General features: G+C 56.7%; 13 protein-coding genes. 12 read left to right on the top strand and 1 reads right to left on the bottom strand.

Annotated features, from left to right (window positions below; all coding sequences use genetic code 11):
- Positions 1–165: 165 nt before the first annotated feature.
- From hslV to tatC, 10 genes are all read left to right on the top strand, one after another.
- The gene (gene hslV / locus OR573_02525) at positions 166–684 is read left to right on the top strand and encodes an ATP-dependent protease subunit HslV (protein XGA80556.1); all 519 of its coding nucleotides are present in this window, start codon (positions 166–168) and stop codon (positions 682–684) included.
- A gap of 3 nt (positions 685–687) precedes the next feature.
- Positions 688–2,010: an ATP-dependent protease ATPase subunit HslU gene (gene hslU / locus OR573_02520; GenBank protein ID XGA80555.1), complete on the top strand. Its 1,323-nt coding sequence runs from the start codon at positions 688–690 to the stop codon at positions 2,008–2,010.
- 138 nt (positions 2,011–2,148) lie between these two features.
- Positions 2,149–2,532, top strand: a complete 384-nt coding sequence (locus tag OR573_02515; GenBank protein XGA80554.1) for a DUF971 domain-containing protein — start codon at positions 2,149–2,151, stop codon at positions 2,530–2,532.
- A 132-nt stretch (positions 2,533–2,664) separates the two neighbouring features.
- A complete protein-coding gene (gene ubiE, locus OR573_02510; protein ID XGA80553.1) occupies positions 2,665–3,420 on the top strand; it encodes a bifunctional demethylmenaquinone methyltransferase/2-methoxy-6-polyprenyl-1,4-benzoquinol methylase UbiE in 756 nt (251 codons plus the stop codon).
- A 34-nt stretch (positions 3,421–3,454) separates the two neighbouring features.
- The gene (locus OR573_02505) at positions 3,455–4,108 is read left to right on the top strand and encodes an SCP2 sterol-binding domain-containing protein (GenBank protein XGA80552.1); all 654 of its coding nucleotides are present in this window, start codon (positions 3,455–3,457) and stop codon (positions 4,106–4,108) included.
- The gene (gene ubiB, locus OR573_02500) at positions 4,105–5,727 is read left to right on the top strand and encodes a ubiquinone biosynthesis regulatory protein kinase UbiB (protein ID XGA80551.1); all 1,623 of its coding nucleotides are present in this window, start codon (positions 4,105–4,107) and stop codon (positions 5,725–5,727) included. The genes OR573_02505 and ubiB overlap by 4 nt, the downstream gene beginning before the upstream one ends.
- Before the next feature lie 79 nt (positions 5,728–5,806).
- Positions 5,807–6,172 (top strand): phosphoribosyl-ATP diphosphatase, encoded by a 366-nt coding sequence (locus OR573_02495; GenBank protein XGA80550.1) that lies wholly within the window; start codon positions 5,807–5,809, stop codon positions 6,170–6,172.
- A 55-nt stretch (positions 6,173–6,227) separates the two neighbouring features.
- On the top strand, positions 6,228–6,494 hold the full coding sequence (gene tatA, locus OR573_02490; GenBank protein XGA80549.1) for a Sec-independent protein translocase subunit TatA: 267 nt from the start codon (positions 6,228–6,230) through the stop codon (positions 6,492–6,494).
- 3 nt (positions 6,495–6,497) lie between these two features.
- On the top strand, positions 6,498–6,992 hold the full coding sequence (gene tatB, locus OR573_02485; GenBank protein ID XGA80548.1) for a Sec-independent protein translocase protein TatB: 495 nt from the start codon (positions 6,498–6,500) through the stop codon (positions 6,990–6,992).
- Positions 6,989–7,777 (top strand): twin-arginine translocase subunit TatC, encoded by a 789-nt coding sequence (tatC, locus tag OR573_02480; protein XGA80547.1) that lies wholly within the window; start codon positions 6,989–6,991, stop codon positions 7,775–7,777. The genes tatB and tatC overlap by 4 nt, the downstream gene beginning before the upstream one ends.
- An 82-nt stretch (positions 7,778–7,859) precedes the next feature.
- Here the strand turns inward: tatC and elbB are convergent, their stop codons facing one another.
- Complete coding sequence (gene elbB, locus OR573_02475; GenBank protein ID XGA80546.1) at positions 7,860–8,519, bottom strand: isoprenoid biosynthesis glyoxalase ElbB; 660 nt, start codon at positions 8,517–8,519, stop codon at positions 7,860–7,862.
- Between the two features lie 154 nt (positions 8,520–8,673).
- Here elbB and hemB point away from each other — a divergent pair, with 154 nt between their 5' ends.
- Complete coding sequence (gene hemB, locus OR573_02470; protein ID XGA80545.1) at positions 8,674–9,687, top strand: porphobilinogen synthase; 1,014 nt, start codon at positions 8,674–8,676, stop codon at positions 9,685–9,687.
- A gap of 166 nt (positions 9,688–9,853) precedes the next feature.
- A complete protein-coding gene (gene ppk1 / locus OR573_02465; GenBank protein XGA81648.1) occupies positions 9,854–11,998 on the top strand; it encodes a polyphosphate kinase 1 in 2,145 nt (714 codons plus the stop codon).
- Positions 11,999–12,009 lie beyond the last annotated feature (11 nt).

Genomic DNA, 12,009 nt, shown 5'->3' with positions numbered 1-12,009 from the left:
CTGCAGAATTGACGCCATCTGACCTGTTTGCACCAACACTTGTCTCGCGGGCGGTTGATTTTTTATCAGCCGCCCGCATTTTGTTGTGAACATCCTTTTTTCACCGGCTGCTGCATGGCAGCTGCACCGTCATCGGGAGCACGCCTCCCACAAGGAGCTCACTCCATGACTACGATTGTTTCTGTGCGTCGCGGCGACCAGGTCGCTCTCGCCGGCGATGGCCAGGTCTCTCTGGGCAATACCGTGATGAAAGGCAATGCCAGCAAGGTACGCCGCCTGTATCGCGGCAAGGTGCTGGCCGGTTTCGCCGGCGGTACCGCTGACGCCTTTACGCTGTTTGAGCGTTTTGAAGCGCAGCTGGAAAAATACCAGGGCCACCTGACCAAGGCCGCCGTGGAGCTGGCCAAGGACTGGCGCACCGACCGCGCCCTGCGCCGCCTGGAAGCCTTGCTGGCAGTGGCTGACCACAGTGCCTCGCTGATCATTACCGGTAACGGCGATGTGGTGGAACCCGAGCGCGGTATTATCGCCATTGGTTCTGGTGGCAACTTTGCGCTGTCCAGCGCTCGGGCACTGCTGGAGAACACCGAGCTTTCCGCGCGTGAAATCACCGAAAAGTCCCTCGAAATCGCCGGTGACATCTGCGTATTCACCAATCACCACGTCACCATGGAAGAGCTATAAGCCATGACTCAGATGACTCCCCGTGAAATTGTCCACGCCCTGGACCAATATATTATCGGCCAGAAAGACGCCAAACGGGCGGTAGCGATTGCCCTGCGTAACCGCTGGCGCCGCATGCAGCTGGACACCGACCTGCGCAGTGAAGTCACCCCCAAGAATATCCTGATGATAGGCCCGACGGGCGTCGGCAAGACCGAGATCGCCCGCCGCCTGGCCAAGCTGGCCAAGGCCCCTTTCATCAAGGTCGAAGCGACCAAGTTCACCGAAGTGGGCTATGTAGGGCGTGACGTGGAATCGATCATTCGCGACCTGATGGAAGCCGCCATCAAGATGGTGCGCGAGCACGCCAAGGAAGAAGTTAGCCACCGCGCTGAGGACGCCGCCGAAGACCGCATTCTGGATGCTCTGCTGCCTCCACCGCGCGGCCAGGAAGATAAGCCCCGCGAAGAAAATGCCACCCGCCAGTCGTTTCGCAAGAAACTACGCGAAGGTCAGCTTGACGATAAGGAAATCGATATCGAGCTTTCCCAGCAGGGGCCGAGCGTCGATATCATGACCCCGCCCGGCATGGAGGAAATGACCAACCAGCTGCAGAGCCTGTTTTCAAACATGGGCCAACAAAAGCGCGAAACCCGCCGGATTGCGGTCAAGGACGCCTTTGGTCTGCTGCGCGATGAGGAAGCTGGCAAACTGGTCAATGAAGAAGACATCAAGGCCCGTGCGGTAGAAGCGGTTGAGCAGCATGGCATTGTCTTTCTGGATGAAATCGACAAGGTAGCCAAGGGCAGCGGCCAGTCCAGCGGTGGCGAGGTCTCCCGTGAGGGTGTCCAGCGTGATCTACTGCCGCTGATCGAAGGCTCCACGGTGTCGACCAAATACGGCATGGTCAAAACCGACCACATCCTGTTTATCGCCTCCGGTGCCTTCCATCTGTCGCGCCCCTCGGATCTGATCCCTGAGTTGCAGGGCCGTCTGCCAATCCGCGTCGAACTGGATGCCCTGACCCCAGGCGACTTCAAGCGCATCCTGACCGAGCCATCCGCCTCGCTGACCCGTCAGTATCAGGCGCTGTTGGCCACTGACGGGCTGGATGTCGAGTTCACCCCGGACGGCATCGAGCGGATTGCGGAAATTTCCTGGCAGGTTAACGAAGGCACCGAAAATATCGGCGCCCGCCGTCTACACACTGTTATGGAACGCCTGCTTGAAGAAGCCTCTTTCAAGGGCGGCGACCTTGACGGACCGCTGGTGATTGACGCTGAGTACGTCAACGCCCAGCTGGGCGAACTGGCCGTCGACGAAGATCTTTCCCGCTATATCCTCTAAGCCGTTGCCAAGGCGCTGCCAGGTTGCCCCTCTGAGCGGGCAACCTGGCTTTCAGGATGACGGAAAATCTTGCACGGCCAGTGAGTGTCTGCGTATGGTAAATGTCAGACTGACATCAACTTCTTTATGAGGTACCCCATGGACGCTCCCATCCCTTCTCGCGTTCACTATCACCGCAAAGCCCGCGAGCTTGAGCTCGGCTACGCCAGCGGCGATACCTTTCAGCTCCCGATTGAACTGCTGCGCGTCTATTCACCCTCCGCTGAGGTGCGCGGCCATGGCGGCGACACGGCGGTCTTGCAGGTCGGCAAGAAATTTGTCGGCCTGCAGAATATTACCCAGGCAGGCAACTATGCGCTCAAGCTGCATTTTGACGATGGCCACGACAGCGGCCTGTTTACCTGGAACTATCTTTACGACTTAGGCACCCATCAGGACGCTTACTGGCGCGACTATCTGCAACGCCTGAAAGAGGTGGGCGCATCCCGCGAGCCACTGGGTATTGAAATCAAACAGGTATAAGCGACACCAAGCGCAGACAAGCCTAGCCTGACAAGGCTACAATAGCGGCAACTTTTTAACGACGGTTGCAGCCAGGCATTGACACACCGTCAGGCTGGCCTTCACCGTCTCGAATTCGGGAGCCGCCCCTCCATGAGCCCCACAGAAAAACGTACGACTCACTTCGGTTACCAGGAAGTTCCCGTTGATGAAAAAGCCTCCCGCGTCGCCGACGTCTTTCATTCCGTGGCTGCCCGCTACGATGTCATGAATGACCTGATGTCGATGGGCGTTCACCGCCTCTGGAAACGCCTCACCATTGAGCGTTCTGGCGTTCGTCCTGGCCATCAGGTGCTTGATATTGCAGGTGGAACCGGCGATCTGACGCTCAAGTTTTCACGCATGGTTGGCCCCCGAGGCAAGGTCGTGCTGGCAGATATCAACGCCTCCATGCTGGGCGTCGGGCGCGACAAGCTGATTGATAACGGCGTCGGCGGCAATGTTGAATACGTTCAGGCCAATGCTGAATGCCTGCCCTTCCCGGATAACAGCTTCGACTGCATCACCATCGCCTTTGGTTTGCGCAACGTCACTGACAAAGATGCGGCTCTGCGCTCCATGCAACGGGTGCTCAAGCCGGGCGGGCGCCTGCTGGTACTGGAGTTTTCCAAACCCGCTAACCCCCTGTTATCCAAGGCCTATGATGAATACTCCTTCCGACTGTTGCCGCGTATGGGCGAGATGGTCGCAGGGGATGCCGAAAGCTACCGCTATCTGGCAGAATCAATCCGCATGCACCCCGATCAGCCAACCCTCAAGGCGATGATGGAAGCCGCTGGGCTGGAGCGTGTCGAGTACACCAACCTGACGGGTGGCATTGTCGCCCTGCACCGTGGCATCAAACTATGAAGCACGCCATTATCAAACACACAGTGAGGTTGGCATGCTGGTAACTCCCGCCCTGCTGCTGGCAGGCTGCGAACGTATGCTGAATGCCTTGCTGGCTCGCGACCCGGCTTCCCCTCAGCGCCTGGACGTCCTGGCAGGCAGCCGCCTGCTGATTCGCCTTGAGCAGCCCCAGCTGGCTCTGTTGATGGCGTTTCATCCGTCTGGCATTGACCTGCTACGCGCCGAAGACATTGATGAAACCAGCGCCGATGCGGTGGTTGAACTATCGCCGGAAACCTTCTCGGAATGGGTCAGCGGCAGCTCTGTCGAGCGCTTGATGTTTGAAGGCAAGCTATCGGTGCGCGGGCGCATCCAGCTGCTTGAAGCCACTCAGGAGCTATTGACCGACCTGGATATCGACTGGGAAGGCGAACTGGCCAACTGGCTGGGCGATATCCCCGCGCACTCGCTTGCCGAAGGCTTGCGTCGTGCAGGCCGCTGGGGGCTGCGTGCCAGCAATGAGCTGATGGCGGACGTGTCTGAATACGTGTTCGAAGAGGCCAAGCTGCTTCCCGGTCGCCAGCAGCGCGACGTATTGCGCGATCATCTCAGCGAGCTGGAAATATCCACCGACCGGCTGGAAGCCCGGCTTAACCGCCTGCACCGACGCCTGACCCAGCGCTTGTCACAAGGAGATTCCGGCTCATGAGCCTGCGCCTGCTGCGCATTGGTTGGGTAATTGCCCGCTACCGCCTTGATACCCTGATCCCGGTGGCCCGTCTGCCCTGGTGGTTGCGCCTGTTGATGAGTATTTCACCGCTCAAGCTGTTCCCCCTCGGTGAACGTCCGCGCGGCGAACGGCTGCGACTGGCGCTTGAAGAACTTGGCCCCATTTTTGTCAAGTTCGGTCAGATGCTCTCTACACGTCGCGATCTGCTGCCAGCCGATATTGCTGACGAACTCAAGCGTCTGCAGGATCAGGTTCCGCCCTTTCCTGGTGACGCAGCGGTTGCCAGAGTCGAGAAAGAAATGGGCATGTCGCTAAGCACTGCCTTTGCCAGTTTTAACCGCACGCCGCTGGCCTCGGCATCGATTGCCCAAGTGCATGTCGCCAAGCTGCATAGCGGTGAAGAAGTGGTGGTCAAGATTATCCGTCCAGGCATCGACAGGGTCATGGGCCAGGATATGGGCCTGATGTATCAGTTAGCCAGGTTGGTGAGCTTTATTCCCGAAGCGCGTCGTCTGCGCCCGGTGGAGGTCATTCGCGACTACGAAGCCACCCTGTTTGACGAGCTTGATCTCTACAAGGAAGCGGCCAGCACCTCTCAGCTAAAGCGTAACTTCAAGGATTCGCCGCTGCTTTACGTACCGGCTATCCACTGGACCTACACCCGCCGCCACGCAATGGTTCAGGAACGCATTCGCGGCGTGCCCGTAGCGGATACCGAGACGCTGCGCGCACGAGGCACCAACCTGAAGAAGCTCGCTGAGCGTGGCGTTGAAATTTTCTTCACCCAGGTATTTCGCGATAATTTTTTCCATGCCGACATGCATCCCGGCAATATATTTGTTAACTGCGATGACCCGGAAAACCCTCAATATATCGCTATCGATTGCGGCATTGTCGGCAGCCTGACCCGAGAAGATCAGGATTACCTGGCGCGCAACCTGCTAGCCTTCTTTCATCAGGATTATTACGAAGTTGCAGCGCTGCATATCGAATCCGGTTGGGTAAGCGAAGATACCCGCGCCAATGAGTTTGCCGCCGCCATCCGTACCGTATGTGAGCCGATTCTGGAAAAACCGTTAAAGGACATTTCGTTCGGGCAAGTTTTGCTGGGGCTGTTTCAGACCGCCCGGCGCTTCAATATGGAAGTACAGCCCCAACTGGTGCTGCTGCAGAAAACCCTGCTCAATATTGAAGGTCTGGGGCGCCAGCTGTATCCCGACCTTGATCTGTGGAGCACCGCAAGGCCGTTTCTGGAAAGTTGGATGAAGGAACGTGCCGGCCCGCGCGGGCTATGGGATTCACTTAAGCGCCAGGCGCCAGAGCTTGCTCATCAACTGCCTGAGCTGCCGGTACTAGCTCACCAGACCCTCAGCCGTATGGAGAAAGAGCATCGCCAGCGCCACCAGCAGGCCAATGCCATCACTTCTATCCGGCAGACGCTGACCCAGCAAAACAAACGCCACTACCGTCTCAAGCTCGGCTTGATCCTGCTTGCCATCGCGCTCACCTGGCAGCCGCTCAGCCAGTGGGCCAGCGTGCAAGACTGGCCGGTACTGGCAGCAGCGGCCATCGGGCTTTTGCTCCTGGTGTGGCACTAGGCCATTATCAGGATGGCAATAGCTGAGATTTAAACGCTTTAAGCGACAAAGCGCTGTAAGCGGTAAAAAAGGACACATCATGACCAAGACGCCATCACCTACCGTTGACGACACCGTACTCGATGCCCTGTTCGAGGTGCTCAGGCAACGTCGTCACGCAGCGCCAGACGAATCCTATGTTGCCTCCTTGCATCATAAGGGATTGAACAAGATACTTGAGAAAGTAGGTGAAGAAGCCACTGAAACCCTGCTCGCCGCCAAAGACGCAGAAAGCGGCGAACAAAGTAAACAGCAGGCGCTTATCGCCGAAACGGCAGATTTGTGGTTTCATAGCCTTGTCATGCTTTCTCACTTAGGCTTGGATCACCAGGCTGTGATTAACGAACTGGCGCGTCGTTTTGGCGTGTCGGGTCACGACGAAAAAGCCGCTCGCAACAAGGCCTGATCGTCATTACATCTATTTTCCGGTTGACTTGCCGAGCACACACGAGGACTCGCATATGTTAGGTGGCATCAGTATTTGGCAGTTGCTGATTGTTCTGGGGATTATCATCCTGATTTTCGGCACTAAGAAACTGCGCAATGTAGGCACCGACCTGGGCGGCGCCGTGAAGGGTTTCAAGAAAGCCATTCACGATGAGGAAAAAGAAGGCGACAAGAAAGACGCCGAAACGCCTCAAGCCAAGGTCAGCCATGAAGAAAACGGCAACACCTATGACGTTCAGGCGCAGGAAAAGCGTACTGAACACAGCGAAGAGCGCAAATAAGCCATGCTGGATATCGGTTTTCTTGAACTCCTGATCATCGCCGTGGTTGGGTTATTGGTACTCGGCCCTGAGCGCCTGCCCCGTGCGGCGCGTACCGCCGGGCTGTGGATCGGCAAGATAAAGCGCTCGGTATCCGGCATGCAGCGTGAAATCAGCGCACAGCTTGAATCTGAAGAACTGCGCCAGAAGCTTAACGAACAGCAGAAAAAACTGGATGACAGCCTCAAGAAAGCCAAGCTGGACGTTGAGAATATCGCTGAAGCCCCCAAGTCTTCAGACAGCGACAGCGCTTCACCCAGCAAGGAGCAGCGTCTGGCGGACGCATCGGCGCGTATTGACGATGCCCTGGAAACAGTGCGTGAAACCAGCGCTTCAACCGCGGATTCAGGCACTCAGGAAAAGCCACCGGCCGAGGCTTCTACCCCACAGACTTCTCCGTCCTCTTCCAAGACGTCGCCTCACTCGACGTCGACTCAACAGGATAGCAATCCCCGATGAGCAGCGGTGACTCTCAGGATCAGCAAGCCAAACAGGCACAAGCACCATTAATTGAACACCTGATCGAACTTCGCTCACGCCTGATGCGTGCCGTGATAGTGGTTCTGGTGATCTTTCTTGGCCTGTACTCGTTTGCCAATGATATCTACACATTTGTGGCCCAACCGCTAATGGCGCTGCTGCCTGAAGGCTCGCAGATGATTGCCACCGAAGTGGCCTCGCCCTTTCTGGCGCCCTTCAAGCTAACCCTTGTTGTGGCAGTGTTTGCGGCGGTGCCCTTCATTCTTCATCAGGCGTGGTCGTTTGTTGCGCCCGGGCTTTACGATAATGAAAAGGCGCTGGCGATTCCGCTGCTGATATCCAGTGTCGGACTTTTCTATGCGGGAGCCGCTTTCGCCTATTACGTGGTGTTTCCGTTACTGTTTGCCTTCTTCACCCAGACGGGTCCGGAAGAGATTCAGGTAATGACGGATATCAACCAGTATCTGAATTTTGTGTTGAAGCTGTTTTTTGCCTTTGGGGTGGCGTTTGAAATTCCGATTGCCACCTTCCTGCTGATTTTCAGTGGCGCTACCACCGTGGAAAGTCTTTCCAAGAAGCGCCCCTATATCATTCTCGGCTGCTTTGTAGTCGGCATGCTGCTGACACCGCCCGATGTGGTCTCGCAAAGCCTGCTGGCCGTGCCCATGTACCTGCTTTACGAGGTTGGCCTGCTGTTTGGAAGGCTGGTACGCCGCAAAGCCGTCAAGGATGCAGAAGAAGACGAGCTCAGCGAGAACGGCTAACGCTTAAACTTTATAAGCTTGCATAAAAAAACCTTCGCTATCATCCACATAGCGGAGGTTTTTTTAATTAGTTAACGCCCTGTTAGCCCATCATTTCATCAATCCGTTCTACCAGTTTGAAAACCCCAGTGGCAGCCTCGCTGATCCGGGTCGCCAGCATATAGGCGGGGGTGGTGACCACACGGTTCTCAAAATCGACCACAATCTCTTCAACGCCGCAGCTGCGGTGCAGGCCGCCCATGGCGCTGATGGCACCGGCAACACCCGGGTCGTGGCCAATAGTGACGGCAATGCCTTCCCCGAGCAGGCGCGGCACCATGACCGGCGCAATACATATCAGACCAATTGGTTTGGCGTCTTCACGGAAGGCTTCCAGCACCTCTTTAAGCGGTTCCAGAACCTGCATATTGTCGCCCTGAACGGCGAAATCACACAGGTTCTGTGCCACCCCGAAGCCGCCGGGCACAATCACCGCATCAAAATTACCAGCATCCAGCTCACTTAACGGGCTGATATCACCACGCGCCAGCCGAGCTGACTCTTCCAGCACGTTGCGCGTTTCGCCTTGCGTGGCTTGCTGGGTGACATGATTAATCACCTGATGCTGATCCATATCCGGAGCAAAGCAGTGATAACCAATGCCCAGCTGATCCAGACGCAGCAGCGTCAAGGTGGTTTCATAGATTTCAGAGCCGTCGTATACACCGCATCCGGCCAGAATGACTGCGACCTGTTTTGTCATGAAACATCCTCTTTTATAGCATTTTATTAACAGCCGTCTACTTTAGGCAGTTTATGTGACAGCCACAAGCCAGCTTTCGCCTTATCAGTAGACTGATATACTCTGCACAGATACTGATTGCATACCCCCTTATAGAGAAGCAAGGAGAACAGCATTGACGACTCCCACCCAGCGTCACTTTCCTGCCACGCGTATGCGCCGCATGCGCCGCGACGCTTTTTCACGCCGCCTGATGCAGGAAAACAGCCTTTCTGCCGCCGACCTTATTCTGCCGGTGTTTGTACTGGAGGGTGAAAATCAACGTCAGGCTGTTCCTTCCATGCCCGGCGTTGAGCGCCTGTCCCTGGATCTGCTGATTGAACAGGCTCTGGAAGCCTATGCGCTCGGTATCCCTGCTCTGGCACTGTTTCCAGTGGTCGGCCCGGAACAGAAATCAGAACTTGCCGAAGAAGCCTACAACTCAGCGGGACTGGTGCAGCGCAGCGTGCGGGCACTAAAGGCGGCCCTGCCTGAACTTGGCATTATCACCGATGTAGCACTCGACCCTTACACCAGCCACGGCCAGGACGGCATTATTGATGAGCAGGGCTATGTGATCAACGACCGCACGGTCGACACCTTGCTCAAGCAGGCGCTTTCCCACGCGGAAGCCGGTGCGGATGTGGTCGCTCCCTCAGACATGATGGATGGCCGCATCGGGTCAATTCGCCAGGTGCTCGAGCAGGAACACCTGCATAACGTCCGCATCATGGCCTATAGCGCCAAATATGCCTCCCACTACTATGGCCCCTTCCGGGATGCCGTCGGCTCAGCGGGCAACCTGGGCAAGGCCGACAAGCGCACCTACCAGATGGATCCAGCCAACAGTGATGAAGCCCTCCACGAAGTGGCTATGGATATTGCCGAAGGCGCCGACATGGTCATGGTCAAACCGGGCATGCCCTACCTGGATGTGGTTCGCCGGGTAAAACATGAGCTTCAGGTACCCACCTTTGCCTATCAGGTAAGCGGCGAGTACGCCATGCATCGTGCCGCCTTTGATAATGGCTGGCTGGACGCCGACAGCGTGATTATCGAATCACTGATGTGTTTCAAACGTGCGGGTGCCGACGGCATCCTCAGCTACTTTGCACTCGACGCTGCCCGGCTTCTCAAGGCCAATGACTAAACGTGCACGGCTGTCCATTCTGGCCAATGAACGCCAGATGACCTTTTGGTGACACCCAGTTGTCATTTTTATCATCCATAATGAAGAATAGAATGGCAAATTTGATGAATCAGGAGCAGTGATGGATACCACCGGTGAACAACAACCGCAGACAGGGATTGAATCCATGGCTGGAGAACACGACGCACCGACCTTGCGGGTTAACCGCACCACAACCGGTGTACAAGCACGTGAAAGTCAGCTGGAAACCGATCTGGATGATCCCCAGCTGTATTTCAACCGCGAACTTTCTCATCTGCAGTTCAATATCCGTGTGCTTGAGCAAGCGCTGGATGACGCGCACCCATTACTTAACCGCTTGATGTTCCTGCTTATTTTCTCATCCAACATGGATGAATTTTTCGAAATCCGGGTCGCTGGCCTGAAGCATCAGATTGCCTTAGGTGATGACACCACAGGGGCCGATGGCCGCCTGCCTAAAGCCGTGCTGAGCGAAATCTCACAGATCGCCCACGAGCAGATTGCCCGCCAGTACAAGATTCTCAACGATACCCTCTTGCCTGCCCTGGAAGCCCAAGGCCTGCGTTTTCGGCGCCGCAGCCAGTGGACCCAAGCCCAGAAAGACTGGGTGCGGGAAATGTTCAACAACGAAATCATGCCGGTCATCAGCCCTATCGGGCTGGACCCTTCTCACCCCTTCCCCCGCCTGGTTAACAAAAGCCTCAACTTTATTGTTGAGCTTGAAGGCAAGGATGCCTTTGGCCGCGCCGGAGGCATGGCGATTCTGCCTGCCCCACGCTCGCTGCCGCGCCTGATGACGCTGCCCAAGGAGCTGTGTGAAGAAGGCTATTCGGAATATGTCTTTCTGTCCTCGATGATTCATGCCCACGCCGAAGAGCTGTTCCCCGGCATGCAGGTACGCGGCTGCTACCAGTTCCGCCTGACCCGCAACGCGGATATGACCGTCGACCCGGAAGAAGTCTCCGACCTGGCCTCTGCGCTGCGCGGTGAATTACTCGCCCGCCGCTATGGCAGCGGGGTACGCCTTGAAGTCGCCGATAACTGCCCGGAAGACCTGATCAACTTCCTGCTACGTCAGTTCAACCTGGAACAGGAAGATCTTTACCGGGTAGAAGGCCCAGTCAACCTGACCCGCATGATGGCCGTACTGGGAGACGTTGACCGGCCCGAGATGCTTTATCGCTCCTTTACGCCCGGTGTGCCCAAGTCACTCAAGAGCGGCAGCCTGTTTAACGCCATCAGCAAAAGCGACATTCTGCTCCATCATCCGTTTCAGTCATTTACCCCCATTGAGGATCTGCTCAGCGAAGCGGCCCGCGACCCGGATGTACTGGCGATCAAACAGACCCTCTACCGCACCGGTGCGGATTCTCCGATTGTCAGTGCCCTGGTGGATGCGGCAAGCCAGGGCAAGGAAGTCACCGTGGTGATTGAGCTGCGCGCGCGCTTTGATGAAGCCGATAACCTGCAGCTCGCCTCGCGCCTGCAGGAAGCAGGCGCTATCGTCATCTATGGGGTCATGGCCTACAAAACCCACGCCAAGATGATGCATATCGTGCGGCGTGAAAAAGGCGCGCTACGTCACTATGCGCACCTTGGCACCGGCAACTATCACTCCAAGACGGCCAAGCTGTATACAGACTATAGCCTGCTGACCGCCAACGAAGCTCTGTGTGCCGACGTTCACCGGGTGTTCCAGCAGCTCTCCGGCATGGGCCGGGCAAGGCGCATTGACACCCTGCTGCACGCGCCCTTTACCCTGCATGAGCGGCTGTGTGAGATGATTGATCGGGAAGCCCAGAATGCCCGTAAGGGCAAACGCGCTCATATCATCGTCAAGTGCAACTCGCTGACCGAGCCGAAGCTGATCAAGGCGCTTTACCGCGCTTCACAGGCCGGAGTGGAATGTGACCTGATCATTCGCGGCATGTGCTGCCTGAAACCCGGTATTGAAGGGGTCTCCGAGAACATCCGTGTTCGCTCGATCATTGGCCGTTTCCTGGAGCATACCCGGGTATTCCACTTCCATAACGACGGCAAGCCGGAAACCTGGTGTTCCAGCGCCGACTTTATGGCGCGCAACATGTTCCACCGGGTGGAAACCTGTTTTCCGCTGCTGGATAAAAAACTTGCGACCCGGGTGCGTAAAGATCTGGAGACCTACCTGGTGGACAACTGCCAGAGCTGGCTGCTGCAATCAGACGGCAGCTATCAACTCCAGGGCCATGGCGACGGCGCGCCGATCAGCGCCCAGGAAACCTTACTTTACGCCTATGCGTCGAAAAGCTGATAAGCTGGCAA

The sequence above is a fragment of the Halomonas sp. CH40 genome (assembly GCA_041875495.1).
Classification (GTDB): Bacteria; Pseudomonadota; Gammaproteobacteria; order Pseudomonadales; family Halomonadaceae; genus Vreelandella.
This window is presented reverse-complemented; position numbering and strand designations above follow the sequence as displayed.